At 70.2% G+C, this 15,735-nt stretch carries 14 protein-coding genes; 2 read left to right on the top strand and 12 right to left on the bottom strand.

Translation table 11 applies throughout. From position 1 onward, the window contains the following. Positions 1–63: 63 nt before the first annotated feature. Positions 64–1,530, bottom strand: a complete 1,467-nt coding sequence (locus AMK26_RS33100; RefSeq protein ID WP_073759554.1) for an SDR family NAD(P)-dependent oxidoreductase — start codon at positions 1,528–1,530, stop codon at positions 64–66. A gap of 401 nt (positions 1,531–1,931) precedes the next feature. After that, positions 1,932–3,092, bottom strand: coding sequence for a transglycosylase family protein (locus tag AMK26_RS33105; RefSeq protein ID WP_073759556.1), 1,161 nt, complete (start codon positions 3,090–3,092; stop codon positions 1,932–1,934). Positions 3,093–3,289: 197 nt separating this feature from the next. On the opposite strand from AMK26_RS33105, the gene gndA reads away from it, so the two are divergent. Continuing rightward, positions 3,290–4,729 (top strand): NADP-dependent phosphogluconate dehydrogenase, encoded by a 1,440-nt coding sequence (gene gndA, locus AMK26_RS33110; protein WP_073759558.1) that lies wholly within the window; start codon positions 3,290–3,292, stop codon positions 4,727–4,729. A gap of 415 nt (positions 4,730–5,144) precedes the next feature. Here the strand turns inward: gndA and panD are convergent, their stop codons facing one another. From panD to AMK26_RS33155, 9 genes are all read right to left on the bottom strand, one after another. Further along, positions 5,145–5,573 (bottom strand): aspartate 1-decarboxylase, encoded by a 429-nt coding sequence (gene panD / locus AMK26_RS33115; RefSeq protein WP_073759560.1) that lies wholly within the window; start codon positions 5,571–5,573, stop codon positions 5,145–5,147. A gap of 861 nt (positions 5,574–6,434) precedes the next feature. Next, positions 6,435–7,175 carry a hypothetical protein gene (locus tag AMK26_RS33120; RefSeq protein WP_143608692.1) on the bottom strand — a complete coding sequence of 247 codons (741 nt, stop codon included), beginning with the start codon at positions 7,173–7,175 and terminating at the stop codon, positions 6,435–6,437. A 78-nt stretch (positions 7,176–7,253) separates the two neighbouring features. After that, positions 7,254–8,336 (bottom strand): hypothetical protein, encoded by a 1,083-nt coding sequence (locus AMK26_RS33125; RefSeq protein WP_073759564.1) that lies wholly within the window; start codon positions 8,334–8,336, stop codon positions 7,254–7,256. A 562-nt stretch (positions 8,337–8,898) separates the two neighbouring features. After that, positions 8,899–9,558 carry a nucleotidyl transferase AbiEii/AbiGii toxin family protein gene (locus AMK26_RS33130; RefSeq protein ID WP_073759566.1) on the bottom strand — a complete coding sequence of 220 codons (660 nt, stop codon included), beginning with the start codon at positions 9,556–9,558 and terminating at the stop codon, positions 8,899–8,901. Further along, positions 9,555–9,917: a hypothetical protein gene (locus AMK26_RS33135; protein ID WP_073759568.1), complete on the bottom strand. Its 363-nt coding sequence runs from the start codon at positions 9,915–9,917 to the stop codon at positions 9,555–9,557. Before AMK26_RS33135 ends, AMK26_RS33130 begins: the two co-directional genes overlap by 4 nt. Positions 9,918–10,725: 808 nt before the next feature. After that, positions 10,726–11,043: a hypothetical protein gene (locus tag AMK26_RS38475; protein ID WP_073759570.1), complete on the bottom strand. Its 318-nt coding sequence runs from the start codon at positions 11,041–11,043 to the stop codon at positions 10,726–10,728. Beyond that, complete coding sequence (locus tag AMK26_RS33145; RefSeq protein WP_073759572.1) at positions 11,040–12,059, bottom strand: hypothetical protein; 1,020 nt, start codon at positions 12,057–12,059, stop codon at positions 11,040–11,042. Before AMK26_RS33145 ends, AMK26_RS38475 begins: the two co-directional genes overlap by 4 nt. Positions 12,060–12,097: 38 nt before the next feature. Next, positions 12,098–14,023 (bottom strand): DNA/RNA non-specific endonuclease, encoded by a 1,926-nt coding sequence (locus AMK26_RS33150; protein WP_073759574.1) that lies wholly within the window; start codon positions 14,021–14,023, stop codon positions 12,098–12,100. Positions 14,024–14,104: 81 nt separating this feature from the next. Then, positions 14,105–14,725, bottom strand: a complete 621-nt coding sequence (locus AMK26_RS33155) for an ALF repeat-containing protein (protein WP_073759576.1) — start codon at positions 14,723–14,725, stop codon at positions 14,105–14,107. Between the two features lie 234 nt (positions 14,726–14,959). Between AMK26_RS33155 and AMK26_RS37145 the strand changes: the two genes are divergently transcribed. Next, positions 14,960–15,127, top strand: coding sequence for a hypothetical protein (locus tag AMK26_RS37145; protein WP_158071170.1), 168 nt, complete (start codon positions 14,960–14,962; stop codon positions 15,125–15,127). Between the two features lie 305 nt (positions 15,128–15,432). Here AMK26_RS37145 and AMK26_RS33160 read toward each other — a convergent pair whose 3' ends face one another. Continuing rightward, the gene (locus AMK26_RS33160) at positions 15,433–15,723 is read right to left on the bottom strand and encodes a hypothetical protein (protein WP_073759578.1); all 291 of its coding nucleotides are present in this window, start codon (positions 15,721–15,723) and stop codon (positions 15,433–15,435) included. Between the last annotated feature and the right edge of the window lie 12 nt (positions 15,724–15,735).

Below are 15,735 nucleotides of genomic sequence, written 5' to 3' on the forward strand. Positions count from 1 at the left end.
CACATAGGCGCGTTCCGGACACGTTGCCCGCTTCCGGTCACGAGGGACGGCGCCGGGTGACGGTCACCACTTCGAGGGCGCGTAGTCCTTCAGGAAGCAGCCGTACAGGTCCTCGCCCGTCTCACCGCGCACGATCGGGTCGTAGACCCGGGCCGCGCCGTCGATGAGGTCCAGCGGGGCGTGGAAACCCGCCTCGGCGAGCCGCATCTTGTCGGGGTGCGGGCGCTCGTCGGTGATCCAGCCGGTGTCGACCGCGGTCATCAGGATGCGGTCGGACTCGAACATCTCCTGGGCGCTGGTGCGCGTGAGCATGTTGAGCGCGGCCTTCGCCATGTTGGTGTGCGGATGCCCGGCGCCCTTGTAGCCCCGGCTGAAGACGCCCTCCATGGCGGAGACGTTCACCACGTACGTACGCCTCGCCGAGGAGGCGGCCATGGACCGGCGGAGCCGGCTGATGAGGATGAACGGCGCGGTGGAGTTGCACAGCTGGACTTCGAGGAGTTCCACCGGATCGACCTCGGAAACGGTCTGGATCCAGCTGTTGGTGTCGTGCAGGTCCGGCACCAGGCCGCCCGCGTCGATCGCGGTGCCCGCGGCGATGCGCTCCAGCGACGCGGAACCGCTCACCAGGGCGAGGTCGGTGACGTCCTGCGCGGTCAGACCCTCGCCGTTGCGCGGGCCGGGCAGCGCGGCCATGGTCTCCACGGCACCGCTCCCGAAGGTGCCGATGACCTCGGCGGGCGGCAGCTCGCCCGCCGGCAGCGGGGCGGACTCGGCGGCGAGCAGCTCGCTGTACGCCTGCGGGGAGCGGCGTACGGTCTGCGCCGCGTTGTTGATCAGGATGTCCAGCGGGCCCTCGGCGGCGACCGAGTCGGCGAGGGCGACGACCTGCGCCGGGTCGCGCAGGTCGATGCCGACGATCTTCAGACGGTGGATCCACTCGTCGCTGTCCGGCATCGCCTTGAAGCGGCGGATCGCGTCGTTGGGGAAACGGGTGGTGATGGTGGTGTGGGCACCGTCACGCAGCAGCCGCAGCGCGATGTACATGCCGATCTTGGCGCGGCCGCCGGTGAGCAGGGCGCGCCGGCCGGTCAGGTCGGTACGGGCGTCGCGTCGGGCCCGGTTCTCGGCGGCGCACTTCTGGCACAGCTGGTGGTAGAAGGCGTCGACCTCGACGTACCGGGTCTTGCAGATGTAGCAGGAGCGGGGGCGCTGGAGTATGCCCGCGATCTCGCCGCTGACGGAGGAGGACGGCAGCAGGCCCTGCGTCTCGTCGTCGATCCGCTCGGCCGAGCCGGTCGCGGTGGCCTCGGTGACCGCCTTGTCGTGGGCGGTCTTGGCGGCCCGGCGCTCCTGGCGGCGACGCTGCTTCACGGAGCGGTAGATGCCGGCCGTGGCGCGGCGGACGGCGATGGCGTCCGGGTGGTCCACGTCCAGCGTGTCGAGCTCTTCCAGGACGCTCAGGCAGACGGCCAGGCGCTCGGGGTCGATTCCCGGCCCGTACGCCTGGTTCTCTTCAGTCACCGTCATGGCCCTTGCCGTTCCTCGATCACTCGTATGCCGCGTTTACTTTTCAAAGCTTTCAAAAGCCGAACTTTACGTCAGTGGAGGGCCCCGCCGCCAAACGGTCGGCCGAGTGTGAGCAACGCGGCGGCGAGGGCGGCGGCGCGGCCGTCCGCCGCCTCTCCGGTGCTCCGTCCGTTGCCTCCCGTACGCGAGACGAGCTGAGCGCGGACACGGTCAGCGCGATCGGGGTCCAGGCGAGCGGCGGTCACCCGGGAAGGCCACGCCGACGAGCTCGGGCAGCGCCACGCCGGTCACCGCGCTGACGGGCACCACGACGTACGCCCGGCGAGGGCGGCGCACCCTGCCCGGCCGGGGCGAGCGGCGCCACGGCCACGGTGCCGTACTCCCTGTACGACGCGGTGGCCTCAGAGCCGTACGCCGCCCGACCTGAGGTAGGCGAGGGGGTCGATGTCGGAGCCGTAGCCCGGCCCCGTACGCACCTCGAAGTGGAGGTGCGGACCGGTGCTGTTGCCGGTCGACCCCGACCGGGCGATCCGCTGGCCGCTGCTGACCCGCTGCCCTTCGCGGACGGTGAGCGCGGAGAGGTGGGCGTACTGGCTGTACTTGCCGTCCTCGTGCCGGATGACGACCTGGTACCCGTACGCGCCGCCCCAGCCGGCGGACACGACCCGGCCGGGTGCCACGGCCTTCACGGCGGTACCGGTGGGGACGGGGAAGTCGACGCCGGTGTGGTAGCCGCTGGACCAGGCGGCACCGGCCTTGCGGTAGGCGGTGCTGGGCCCGGCGTCGACGGGCGCGCTGAAGCCGGCGGTCCGGGGCTTGGCGGTGGCGGGCTCGGCCGTCGCGGGCTTGGCGGTGGCGGGCTTCGCGGTGGCGGGCTTGGGCGTCGCGGGCTTCGGCGCGGCCGGCTTCGCGGTGGCGGGCTTCGGTGTCGCGGGCTTCGGGGCTGTCGTACGCAGCGCCAGTCTCTGGCCCGGCATGATGAGGTCGGGGTCACTGCCGATGACCGTGCGGTTGTCGGCGTACAGCCGCTGCCAGCCGCCCCTGACCTTCTCCGCCTCGGCGATGCCCGACAGGGAGTCGCCCCGCGCCACGGTGTAGCTCTCGCGCTGCCCGGGAACGGTGGTGGGGGTCGCGGGCGCCTTCGCCGCGGGTTTCGGCCGCGGTGCGATATCGGGCGCGTCGCCGCCGCGGGTGAGGCCCGCCTTGACCGAGCAGGTGGGCCAGGCGCGCGGGCCCTGCCCCTTGAGCACCTTCTCGGCGATCGCGATCTGCTGGTCCTTGGTGGCGAGGTCGGCGCGCGGCGCGTAGCGCGTGCCGCCGTACGCCTCCCAGGTCGACTGGGTGAACTGGAGTCCGCCGTAGTAGCCGTTGCCGGTGTTGATCTTCCAGTTGTTGGTGGACTCGCAGGCCGCGACCTTCTCCCAGACGTCCACCGACGCCGCGTGCGCCGAACCCGCCCCTATCAGCGGCAGCGCCATCCCGGCGCCGCTCGCCGTGACGGTGAGCGATGCCCGGTTGATACGGCTCGGCTGATACCGGCGGTGTCGTCCGCGTACGGCCATGGGTCGGTCCCCCCTTGCACACGTCAGCAGCCGCCCAAGCTAGAGGTACCTGACAGGCCGTGACAAGGGGGCGCGTGGGGCGTCAAATCCCCGTGAGGGGCGGGCGGTTGGACGCTCGGCGGTGAACGTCCTGCTCGCGCGGCGCGTATGCAGGCGTACGCGGGCACGAAAGCCCACCGGAATCCAGGAGTACACAGATGAGCGGCACTGCCCAGATCGGCGTCACCGGGCTCGCGGTCATGGGCCGCAACCTCGCGCGCAACTTCGCCCGCAATGGTCTGACGGTCGCCGTGCACAACCGGACGTATCCGAGGACGCGGGCGCTGGTCGAGGAGTTCGGCGGTGAGGGCACCTTCGTGGCGGCGAGGAGCGCCGAGGAGTTCGTCGCGGCGCTGGAGCGGCCGCGCCGGCTCGTCGTCATGGTGAAGGCGGGCGAGCCGACGGACTCGGTGATCGAGGAGTTCGCACCGCTGCTGGAGCCGGGTGACGTCATCATCGACGGCGGCAACGCGCACTTCACCGACACGCGGCGGCGCGAGAGCGAGCTGCGGGAGCGCGGCATCCACTTCGTCGGCGCGGGCATCTCGGGCGGTGAGGAGGGCGCGCTGCACGGGCCGAGCATCATGCCGGGCGGGCCGGCCGAGTCGTACGAGTCCCTCGGCCCGCTGCTGGAGCGGATCGCCGCCAAGGCGCCGGACGGCACGCCGTGCGTGTCCCACATCGGGCCGGACGGGGCGGGCCACTTCGTGAAGATGGTGCACAACGGCATCGAGTACGCCGACATGCAGCTGATCGGCGAGGCCTACCACCTGCTGCGCGAGGTGGCGGGCTACTCCCCGGCGAGGATCGCCGGGACGTTCCGTGCCTGGAACGCCGGGCGCCTGGACTCGTACCTGATCGGGATCACGGCGGAGGTGCTGGCGCACCCGGACGCGGCGACCGGGAAACCGTTCGTCGACGTCGTGGCCGACCGGGCGGAGCAGAAGGGAACCGGGCGGTGGACGGTGCAGATGGCGCTGGACCTGGGCGTTCCGGTGCCGGGGATCGCGGAGGCGGTGTTCGCGCGGTCGCTGTCGGGGCACGCGGAGCTGCGCGCGGTGTCACGGGGCCTGCCGGGGCCCTCGGTGGAGCCGCTGGACGAGGCCGGGGCGGCGCGCTTCGCCGGGCAGGTGGAGCAGGCGCTGTACGCGTCGAAGATCGTCTCGTACACGCAGGGCTTCGACCAGATCCGGGCGGGCGGCGAGACGTACGGGTGGGAGGTGGACCTGGGCGCGGTGGCGGGGTTGTGGCGGGCGGGCTGCATCATCCGGGCGGCGTTCCTGGACCGGGTCCGGGGCGCGTACGCCGCGCGGCCGGGGCTGGTGAGCCTGCTGGCCGACCGGGGCTTCGCGGAGGAGATCGGGGCGGCCCAGGACGACTGGCGCGCGGTGGTGGCGGCCGCGGCGCGGCGGGGCGTGCCGGCGCCGGGGCTCTCGGCGGCGCTCGCGTACTACGACGCGCTGCGGGCGCCCCGGCTGCCCGCTGCCCTCACGCAGGGGCAGCGGGACTTCTTCGGGGCGCACAGCTACCGGCGCACCGACCGGGAGGGCTCGTTCCACACCCTCTGGGGCGGTGACCGCTCGGAGGTGGACGCCTGACGTCAGCCGGCGCCCGGCTCGCGCTCCGCCCGCGCTCAGCTGGCCGGGCCGGGCTCCGGTTCGGGTCCGGGGACCGGGTCGGGGCCGGGCGGCTTGGGCACCGGGTCCGGTGCCGGGCCGGGCGGCGGCCCGGGTGGCGGCGGCCCGGGGTGCGGTGGCGGCGTCGGAGTCGGTACGGGACCGGGGGCGGGACCCGGTTCGGGGCCCGGCGGACCCGGCTGCGGCACGGGCGTCGGCGGCACCGGGTCCGGCGGGCCGGGCGGCGGCGTCGGCGCGGGCGGTACGGGGTCGGGGGGAAACGGGTTCGGGCTGGTCATGGCGCGCTCCCTGGGCGGTTCGGCCGTGCACGTACCAGGTTCTCCCGCTGCGCGTTCCCCCGCGCGGCGGGATCACTCCTGGGCGTACGGCCGACGCGTCAGCCCCGGGCGGCCGGAACGGCGTGCGGGCTGCGCGTGGTGTCGCTGCCGGGTACCGGCGCCGAGGCGTCGGAGCCGAGCTCGACGATCCTGTTGTCCGCGTCGACATGGACGACGCGCGGCACCAGCGAGCGGGCCTCGGCGTCGTCGACCTGGGCGTAGCTGATCAGGATCACCAGATCCCCGGGGTGCACCAGGTGGGCGGCCGCGCCATTGATACCGATCACCCCGGAACCGCGCTCGCCCTCGATGACGTACGTCTCCAGGCGGGCGCCGTTGTCGATGTCGACGATGTGCACGAGCTCGCCCGGAAGCAGATCCGCCGCCTCCATCAGGTCGGCGTCGACGGTGACGGACCCGACGTAGTGGAGGTCCGCCTGGGTCACGGTTGCTCGGTGGATCTTGGACTTGAACAGAGTGCGCAGCACTTTGGACTCCTGTAAGACGGCTCCCTGCCTGCTTTGTGCAGGTCAAGGGCGGTCTTTACTCTACAACTGGGGCGCGCCTGACTCGAAGATTGTGAGGAACATCGCTTCACTCTGAGGAGAAGGTGCCCTGCCCGCGTTTCCGCACGAGCCAGGCCGTTGTGACGCCCCCATCCAGCCCTCTGCAGGAACGACCGTCTCGGGATGCTCGGGACTGATGCTGATCAGATGCTGACTTACCTGACGACACGTCAGGTTCAGTAAGGGTACCGTGACGACTCACTGCCCGAGCGCCGACTGCAGCCCGGAGAGATTTCGCGATGAACTCACGCAGACGGCGTCGGGCACGGCCTTCGCGTCGTCCAGTAGATTTCCGATATTCAGGCCTGCCACCGGGAAGCCCCGACACCCTCGTGGCCAGTGATCTGTCTCGTGCCGTTGCCACGGCGGGCCACCCGAACAGGACGCGGGTGTGCTGGTCGAGTGCTTCGATGAGACTGTCCGGCAAGCCGACGGCGACGGGAATGCGCCAGGCGTCCTTGAGGAGGGCAGCGATGTCCTGCTCGTCCACGCGCAGGTGCGTGTGAACCAACCACGGTTCGACGGACCTCATCGGTCCGCGCACCGAGCGGTCGTGCTTGCCTAGAATCCGGTTTCCGGCCATCTGCAGAGCACGCAGCACAGCAACCTCGGAGACTGCGGTGATCAGCACCGCGCGGTCTTCTGCATTCATCGGCGTCGCTCAGCTCCTATTGTTTGCCTTCCGTGCAGGTTCCACGGCCCCAGGCCGTGTCGGATCGGCTCTTTGCACGGCCGCGCTCCCGGTTGCGTCAGGGCCGCCGGCCGGTGGCCCACGCTGTGTGGTCACCGGCCGCGGACACGCGCTGCGCGTTCCTGCTCTTCAGCATCGCGGAGCAGCTCCTGCTGCTGTGAGCGGCCCGCCGCTGCCACCGCCCGCAGCGCTGGGACATGGTCGGCGAGGGCGGTGAAATATGCAAGAAGCTCGGAGTGCATGCGTGAGCGGTCTCCCCACCAGGTGTCGTACCAGGCAGCGGCCGCAGCGATCTTCTCCGCGCGCACTCCCCGCTCCAGTAGAAGCGGACCGATCTGTTCCAAGGCTTTATTGCGCTGTCCGGCCAGGGCCTCGACCAGCTCGTCAGGGGTGACGGCGTACTCGTCGAGCAGATGCCGGGCCATCTCGATGTCCGAGTTGACGAGATGGATCAGGGCGCTGGGGCCGATGCGGGGCAGACCTATACACCGCGAGGCCAGACGCAGCCGATGCGGGCGGGGCAGACGGGCCAGGATGCCATCACCATCATGTGGAAGAGGGGAGGCATACCAGCCCCGGGCGGTCATGTCCTGCAGCCGCTGGCAGAACCACTCTTCGAAGGTGTCGGCGTCATGCTCGGCGCTGCGCCACGCAGCCTGCCACTCAGGGGGCACGGTAGGTCCGTGCCGTGCGCCCATGTCGAAGCTGACCGCTGCGCTCGCGGCGATGGCAGGTTCGGCATGGACGAGCAGCCGATGCATGACGTCATCCGCCTCGCGGTGGAAAAGCATATCCAGATGGGCCGTGTCCTCGGCCCGCATCGAGTCGATCACCAGCTCCCCCGTCCGGTCCACCACGCCGCGCGCGAGAACCGCACTGATAGCAGCCGGCCGGCCGGGTGCGAGTGTCGTTTAGGGCTGCACGCAGCACGGCCATCGGCACTGCGTCGGGTCTGTAGTGAGCCATTGCGTCAAGGCGACACCCAGCAGCGTGCTACATCCTGACGCGGCCGCCTCTCGGTACCAGGCAGCGGGGTGGGCCATCAGTTCACCCATGCGGACGGCCGTCAGATAACCGGTGTAGTCGTCGACCAGGCGTGCCTGTTCAGCCAGTTCATCGAAGCCGACCGCTCCTGCGGCAGGACCCAGTCCCGCCAGCTTTGTTGCCAAGGCTGCGGCGTGGGAGGAAACCTGCTCAGCGGCGGTTCCGTAGTCGTCTGTGCAGTCGATGCCTCCCCACTCGCAGAAGGACTGCAGATCGGGATCGATGTCGAAGACGGGCAGCTCATGCCCGGCCGCGCGGGCGCGGCTGTGGAGGTGGGCGAGTTCGCGGTGAGCACGCAGCGCTGTGCCTGCACTGCGCTGCAGGAGCGGGTGGAGAGTGTCCAGGATTCGGTGGCCTCCCTCGGCACCGTACTGCATCTGCTTGGCCGAGGGCGTCTGGCCCTTGAGCGCGACGCCGAGGCCGAGACGGACCCATCCCAGCGCCATGTCCAGTAGTACGATCAGCGCGCGGGGCGGGCAGGACACTCTGTCACCGTCGGACGCATCGCTGGTCAAGAGCAGTACTACTTGCTCCCACAAGCGGAGCAGGCCGGACAGGTTGTCCGCGGCGTCGATGCCGTTGGCGATGGTGAACGTGTTCAGCGCGCCGGGGTCCTGCCAGTTCCCTGATACCTCGACGCTGAAGATGCCGGCCAGCGCTTCGGTGGCCACGCACCACTGTTCTTCGGCTCTGCAGTCGTTGCGGATCCAGTCGAGCACAGCACGCAGCAGACGCGTACGGATGTCGAGGGACGTGCCGAAGTCGGGATCGATGACAGCGGCCAAGTCGCTGAGCACCCGCAGCGGATGATCCGGAGTGGAGTTGCGGCGCCGCCCGTCACCTATGGCCAAGGCCAGCAGGCCCGCGATCGCTTCAGGCAGCAGGAACTGGCGTGCGCTCTGGATCAGTTGGCGGACCGCTGCGTCACCGATGGGGTCGACAAGGGCCAACCAGGACGCTTGGCCGTGTACGGGCCAACAGCCTCCACCAGCGCTGTCCGAACCAAGGCCCATTCTCTGCTCCTCGGTACCCGCGACGCCTCCTGAAATTGCCCCGGCACCCGTCGTGCCGACGCCTGCCACCCCACCTCAGGTCACTGAGACAGTTCTGCGCCGCCTACGGCCCCTGCTAACCGCGCAGCTGGTTCAAACCAAGCCGGGCTCCCGACTGTTCGATCGATCGCGGCCGCTACCACCTGGCGGGCACCTGCGTTCCGGTCGCCTGCCTGGGGGCATACCTCGAGTTGCGAAGCCACCAATTCTTCGAGCTGGCCGTTACCGAATTCCACCGCCGGGAGCCAGACTGGACATGGGAGTGGGAGCGGGATGCAGTGTTTGACCGTTACCGCAGCCCGGTTCGCCGTAAGTCCACTGCGGGTATCGCTCGGCTGCCCTGCACATCCGCCGTGCAGGGCAGCCACCCACCGTGGACGGCTCCGGGTTGGAACCTACTGGCTACACCGCATGCTCTCGCTGCAACCGCGGTAGAGGGGATGGACGCGCTGACCGCCTCTCAAGCGTTCTCGTCATGGATCCGCGCACCCAGATCCTCCGCCCACTCCAGTGCCCACGCCTTGAGTTCTTCGATCTGCCGGGAGGTGAGCCCGTACGCGGTGTAGTCCTCGTCCTCGTACCAGTCCGCGCCGATCAACCGGTCCCGGAGGTCTTCGAGGCTGAACTCGTCGTGGGCGCGCCGGCGGCCCAGGGATTCGAGGTCGGCGGTGGAGCGGTGGCGGGAGGCAGCCTGGACGTCGATGAGGTCGCGGACGGTGCCGCGGTCGGCGAGGGCTCGGACCTTGGTGCCGATCACGTCGTCGAGGGAAAGAACGGGGCCGTAGGGGGTCTGGGCGGGCGGGGCCCAGAACGCCTCCTTGAGGACGTCGACCTCGCACTCCTCGCCTGTGTCCGGATCGGTGACGAGGAACCGGCCGCTGAGCGGATCGGTCTGGACGTGCGTGGTCCGCCATCCGCGCGCGCTGAGGCCTGCTGTGAGTGAGGCGACGATCTCCTGCATCGGAGCGGGGTTCTCGGTGGCGACGTCGAGGTCACGGCTGAAGCGTTCGACCAGGCCGTGGGCCTGCACGGCGTATCCGCCGGTGAGGACCAGAGGGTAGGGGGAGCCGAGGTCGAGGATGTCGGCGAGGAGACGCTCGTGGAGCGGAGTGAGCTTCACGCGGCGCTCGTGTCGGCCGGAGCGGTGCGGAGCAGCTCGGGGAAGGCGTCCTCCCAGACCTCGCGGATGTAGGGACTGATCAAGCGCCGCAGCACGGGCCACTGCTCGGTGAGCAGTCGGTGGTGCAGGAGGGCCACCAGGTCCTCATTCAGTCCTTCGGCGAGGACGGTCCGGTAGAGCGTCATGCGGGACTTCGGACGGTCCAGGCTGTAGCTGGTCCGCCCGGACCAGACGATGTGGAGCGGCAGATCCACGTTGCCCTCGACGGGGCCGGCCAGCTCCTGCAAGCGCTCGGGCAGCCGGCTGCGGTAGCGGTCCCTCAGCACCTCGGCGCGGGCGGCGGTGATCGTCGTGTCCATGCATCCAGTATCGCCGTTTAGAGGCGGCGGCATGGAGGATACGGGGGTCCCCTGTCATACGTACGGAGCGGGCGACCGCCCCTCCCTGGGATATCTCAGCCAGGGCGCGCTTAGCGCATCATCGCCTACCCGCGCAGGCCCCAGGTGGCGCGGCAACCGGCTGCCCTACAGGCCCGGGCCAGCCCGCCCGCGGGCGCGAGTGATCATGACGCAGCAGGTCACGAGGTGGGACCGGCCGCGGCTTCGGTCTCTCTGTCGGAAGTGACGACGATGCCGAAGCCGAGGCCCATGGTGCCGGCACAGTGGACGAGAAGGACACCGGGGCGGGCGAGGTCAGGACCCATGCCGCGGTCGACCCGTCGAGTACGCAGCGAACGTCCCAAGCGGGAGCCAGAGACCTGTCGAGGTCACCCGTCATCGCGGCCACCTGGACAGCCCTGAGTGGGGCCATCAAGCCTCTGACCTGCAAAAACACCCAAACGCTAGATCTTGGACTTGAACATGGTGCGCAGCATTTCGGGACTCCTGAAAGACGGCTCCCTGCCTGTTTTCTGCAGGTCAAGGGCGGTCTTCCCTCTACAACTGGCAAGGCCGTGGAGGGGGTGATGGAACCCGCGGAAGGGACGTGTGGGACCTGGTCCATGTCGCAGGCGGGCGCCGAGCCGGGCGTGGTGTGAGGGTCTGGGGCGGGTTGAGGCGTGTGGTCGGCGGGCACGGTGTCCTCGGTTTGGCCGGCCTGCGGGCGGGATCGGCGTTCGACCGGCCGCGTTGGGGTGGTGGCAACTCATGCCGGCTCCGGGCGGGCCCATCACTGGACCAGCTCGATGTGGGGGCGGGACGGGTCGGCCGGGCAGGCGTGGAGCTGGAGGTCGTAGCCGCCGACGATGTCGATCAAGGTGAAGTTGCCGCCCCGGGGAGGCGGGGCCGGGTTCGCCGGTTCCTCCTCGGCGATCCAGGTCCCGCTGCCGCCGTCCCATTCCCAGGAGGCGATGGTGAGGAGCGGGACCTCCTCGGTGCCGCACTCGGGGCAGGGGCGGGGCTTGGGGTCGGTGAGGCTCCAGCGGGTCCAGCCGCCGGTCTTCCAGCCGGGGGCTGTGGAGATGGCGGCTCCCCGCGTGCCGGTCACTGGACCAGCTCGATGTGGGGGTGGTCCGGGGAGGACGGGCAGGCGTGGAGCTGGAGGCTGGAGCCGCGGGCGATCCCGATCAGGGTGAAGTTCGCGGGCGGAGTGCCGAGGAGGAGTGGAGTCGGGTTGGTCCGCTCCTCCTCAGGGGCCCAGCTGTCGCTGTCGGCGTCCCATTCGAGGGTGGCGATGGTGAGAAGCGGGAGCGCCTCGGTACCGCACTCCGGGCAGCGGCGGGGCATGGGGTCGGACAGGCCCCAGCGGGACCAGCCGCCGGTCTTCCAGCCGGGGGAAGTGGACAGCTCGCTCTCGTAGAACTCGCGCGGAGTGGCGGGGCAGGAGCCGCCCCACCGGCTCGGGTCGCCCAGTTCCTGCCGCAGTTCCTCGTCCAGCTCCATGAAGGCGGGGTACTCCGTGACCTGCTCCGGTGCCAGCAGGGACGGCTCCGGGAGATAGCCCTGGGACTTGATCGCGGGTGGTTCGGGCGGCGCGTCGAGGACGTCGGTGACGGTGCTGGCGGAGCGCCAGAAGACCGCGGTGCGGGGGTGGCTCGGGTGGTCGAACGGGCACCACAGGACCTGGAGGAGGTCGGCCCGGGGCGGGCTGAACGGGAGAGGGACGTCACGGGCGTACAACTGGGCGACAGGAAGCAGGGGGACCGGGTCCTCGGGCCAGGGGCGGCCCTGGAGGATCCGCTTCTCGGTGGCCAATTCCTCGGGCGTGGGCCGGGAGGCCGGGCTGCCGAGGTGCCGCCGGCTTGCTATCGCCACCTGGATACGGCGGAGGAGCCGGATGTCGTCCGGCGACAGAACCCTGCGCGTCGCACTCCTCTCATGCGGTCCTCCGCAATGCGGCCACGGCTCGTCGGCGGGCCACAGCAGCGCCCCGCCGACGGAACTGTCGTGCACCGTCGGCAACCCCGGCCGCGGATGCAGCCGGGTCGCCGTCCGTGCCAACGGGGCCAGTTGAGGGAAGAGCGCGGTCACGTCGAGCGGCCGCGGCGGGGTGGTGAAACTCATGCTGGCTCCCGAAGGCACGAACAAGGTGTGGCGAGAGATCAGTTGCCGAGGTTGTGCGCTCCGGCGGTCTGGGAGTTGGGGATGTAGACGTTTTGGAACATCGGTTCGACCGAACCGTCCTCACGCTCGATCTTGGCGCTCATGGTAACGCCTACCGGAATCGTGCTGTCGGCGCTCAGATAGGTGGGAGTCACCTCGTAGAGGATCGCGTCGTCCTCGCTGAACGAGGCCAGCCGCACCTCGTCCCGGACCTGCTCCTCGTACTCCCACATGCTGCCTGCACCGGTGTTCATCCCGACCTGCCAGCAGGGCACGAGGTTCTGCGAGATCCGCCCGCCGAGTATGTTGGCGATCAGGTGACACCGGGCGAGCTGGTCGGTGAGGCTGTGCGCGGAAGCGTAGTCTGCCGCGTCCAGCCAACCGGTGATCTCTCCGCCGGCTTCACTACCGGGGCCGAGCTGCTTGCCCAGGCAGGCGGTAGCCTTGGTCGCCCGGTGGCCGGCCGCGCTCGTCCGGTCGTTCTTCCTGACGTGCGGGACCGGTTCGGTGGTGTTCAGGATCCAGCCGTTGCCGGCCGGGCGCGCGCCCTCCGGCGAGATCCCCAGGCACTCCGCGTGCGAGCCGTCGAGCGACGCCGTGAACGTCAGCTTGAACTGGTCGGCGTCGATGACCCGCTGGCCCGCGAAGCCGTCGGCGAGCTGGCTGTCCGCGAACTGCTTGTCGACGGCGGCGACATGGGCGCGCACACATCGCTTGGAGGTGTCGAGGCTCGAACCGCCGTTGAGCTCGTGGATGACCCATCCGCCGTTGCCGTAGTAAGGAATGAGCTCGGCGCACTCGGCACCGTCCCTTCCGCCTTCCTTGGTCTCCGCGAAGGGGAACTGGGCACAGGTGTCGGTCGGTATGAGGTCGCTCGCGTCCGCGAACGGCTCCGACGCCCCGCTTCCACAGGTGCTCCTCGTACGGACGTCCACGCCGCTCGTCGACCGGGTCAGCGCCGTGTTGAGCCCCCAGCGGTCGGTGAGGTTCTTCTGGGCCCACAGATACGCCGCCACCGCGCCGCCCTGATCCGAGCCCTGCGTGCTCATCGACAGCTCGGGCATGACCGACGGAACGGCACAGCCCGCCACCGAAGAGCCGCCGACCGCGTGGTCGCACCTGATCTGACGCGCGTTCTTCCAGGACGCGTTCGGGTCCGTCGCCGTCGCGCCCGGGGACGTCACGTACATCGCGTAGGACGTGTGGAAGGAGGCGGAGGAGCCCGTCGTCCGGGGCGAGGAGTAGGTGACGCTGCCGGTGAGGGTCTGGCCGAGCGTGATGGCGCCGCCGTACCAGGGCGCGGTCTTGGTGGCCGTGCAGCCGGCGTCACAGGACGCTCGGAACTTGGCGTTCAGGGAAGTGACATCGCCGGAGGCGGCCGTCATCTTGACGGTGACCTGCTCGCTCCAGGTCGTGGCGGTCGGGGACAGGTCGGCGCCGGTCGAGACCGCCAGGACACCGCGTCCGATCTCCACACCCCTGCTGTCGCGGAGGACGTAGGTGACGTTGATGCCGGTCACGCAGTACGAGAAGCGCTCGTAGCTGTAGTTGCCGGGGGTGGTGATGGCGCAGCTGCCGGCGGCGGCAGCGGCAGCAGCCGGGGCGCCGGCTGCCCGGGCCTTCGCCTTCGCAGGGGCGGGGGCGACCGTCACACAGGACTCGACGGCACCCGCGCGGCGCTCCTTGGAGCCCGGCGCGGTGGCGGTGCATTCCTCACCGGAGCCGGCCGCTAACCCGCCGGTCTCGGTGCTCCCCGCGCTGGGCGCTGCGGACTTCGTGGTGGACGAGGCCTTCGCCGGCGCGGGCGGCTCGGCCGCCTGGCTCGTCGCGGCTGTCGTGAGGACAAGGGTCAGGGCGGTGAAGACGGTCAGGACCGTCGAGCGGGCGCGTCTCCTTGTGGCGCGCCCGCCACGTATTCCATGCACTGCGGCAGGACCTTTCCGTGAGGAGAAGGGGGCAGGGGGCGCCGCCTTATTGCGGCGCCCCGGGAGAGAGCACGGGCGGGATCAGGCCGCCAGGCCCCAGATGTCGCTGAGGCCCTTCGTGACGCCGGAGGCCAGGTCCTCGCGGGTGTCTGTGATCTGGCTGACGAAGGGCCTGACGAGGCCGCCGCCGAGCGCTTTCTCGGCGGCGCCGACCCACTTGTAGGCGCCGAAGGAGACCAGGCTCGGGCCGCTGCCGGCGGCGGACTCCCAGAAGGCGCCGCTGGTGAAGCCGTGCCCGATGCCCGTGAAGACGGTGCCGAGGGCACCCGCACGCGCGGAGACGTCGGCTGCGGCGAGGGCCGGCGGGAAGCGCAGGCCCTTGCCCGCGCGGTCCAGGCTGCGGACGATCGCGATCCGGTTGGCCTGGACGGTCTGCTGCGGCATCGTCTCGGCGAGGAAGGTCCGGACCTCGGTGTCGCTCCCGTAGAGGGCCGTGGTGGCGGCCCTGACGCCCTTGCCGCCGGTCAGCCACGCGCGGACGACCTTGGCGCGCTCGGTGTCCGGCAGCGGCACCGGATCGGTGCCTGCTGTCCCGGCGGCCGCGGCGGTGGCCGACCGCAGGACCGAGGGGGTGGCGGCGACAGCGGTCGCGAGCGCGAGCGCGCCGAGGACGCGGCGTCTGCTCCAGCAAGCCGTCTGCATACGGGACTTGTCCTTCTACGAGTGCTGCGGTGACGTGCCGGATCTCGCGCCGTGACGGACGGTCGGATCCATGGATCGACGCCCGTCACCAAACGTGAGCAGTAGCGACATCGTCGCCATTCTGCGGACGTTGGACCTATTAAGACTGCAACGGTGCACCGGCACATACTGATTTGACGCATCGGCATATTTTTGGCGGAATCTTGACGCCAGCCCATGCAGCCTTCTACAAGCGTGACGCAGGTCACGCAAAACTTGCTTCCAATGTCCAGGTATGAGCAGTTCACGGCGCTGGCCGTGGGCGCGTCGCCGTGCTGTGATGCCAGGTTCGACAACGCGACCGGCTTCGCGATCGGTGGTTTTCCATTCCGGGTGGTGGCTGCGGCATTGGGGATGCAATGAAGAAAATCAGCCCCAATGCCGGAAAGCCGCGAAGAATGCGGCCCACGGTACGGTAGTCGCCGCCGCCGGCGCGCCGGCCTGGATCGCTGTGGTCGGCGGCGCGCAGGGCGGAGGCACAGGCACGCGGAGGCCGCCGACACCGCCGCGCTGGTCACGGAGGACGCCCCCGGGCCACGCCTGGAGGACTTCAACCTGGCCGACTGCCTCGTACTCGCCGATCTCCGGCGACGAAGCGGCCGCTGCCTGCGTCCTCAAAAAAGGAGGGCCCGGCAGCGAGAGCTGCCGGACCCTCCGCGCGCAGCGAATCAGTCCCCGATGAAGAGCAGGTAACCCGAGCGGCGGATCGCCTCGTGGGCCTCCTCGATGACCCGTCTCACCACAGGGGTCTTCTCGTTCTCCGGCAGCTCTTCGAGCTCGACGACGAGGCGCTCCAGCTGGGGGGTGTTGAACATGGTCAGGTCGTACGGCGAGATGCCCCGCCGCAGACTATTCTCCGGCGCCCGGCCGCACAGCGCGAGGAAGGTGTCCTCCGCGTCGTCGTCGAACTGCTCGACGACGTCCTGCGCGCGGTTCAGTCGCCGCATTCCCAGACCCATGCCGGGTCTCCT

This window comes from Streptomyces sp. CB03234 (genome assembly GCF_001905885.1).
Lineage (GTDB): Bacteria > Actinomycetota > Actinomycetes > Streptomycetales > Streptomycetaceae > Streptomyces.

What these genes read in the sequence shown, in the direction of transcription:
- AMK26_RS33100 (WP_073759554.1), bottom strand. Translation starts at nt 1,530, where the DNA reads ATGACGGTGACTGAAGAGAACCAGGCGTACGGGCCGGGAATCGACCCC.
- AMK26_RS33105 (WP_073759556.1), bottom strand. Translation starts at nt 3,092, where the DNA reads ATGGCCGTACGCGGACGACACCGCCGGTATCAGCCGAGCCGTATCAAC.
- gndA (WP_073759558.1), top strand. Translation starts at nt 3,290, where the DNA reads ATGAGCGGCACTGCCCAGATCGGCGTCACCGGGCTCGCGGTCATGGGC.
- AMK26_RS33135 (WP_073759568.1), bottom strand. Translation starts at nt 9,917, where the DNA reads ATGGACACGACGATCACCGCCGCCCGCGCCGAGGTGCTGAGGGACCGC.
- AMK26_RS33145 (WP_073759572.1), bottom strand. Translation starts at nt 12,059, where the DNA reads ATGAGTTTCACCACCCCGCCGCGGCCGCTCGACGTGACCGCGCTCTTC.
- AMK26_RS33155 (WP_073759576.1), bottom strand. Translation starts at nt 14,725, where the DNA reads ATGCAGACGGCTTGCTGGAGCAGACGCCGCGTCCTCGGCGCGCTCGCG.
- AMK26_RS33160 (WP_073759578.1), bottom strand. Translation starts at nt 15,723, where the DNA reads ATGGGTCTGGGAATGCGGCGACTGAACCGCGCGCAGGACGTCGTCGAG.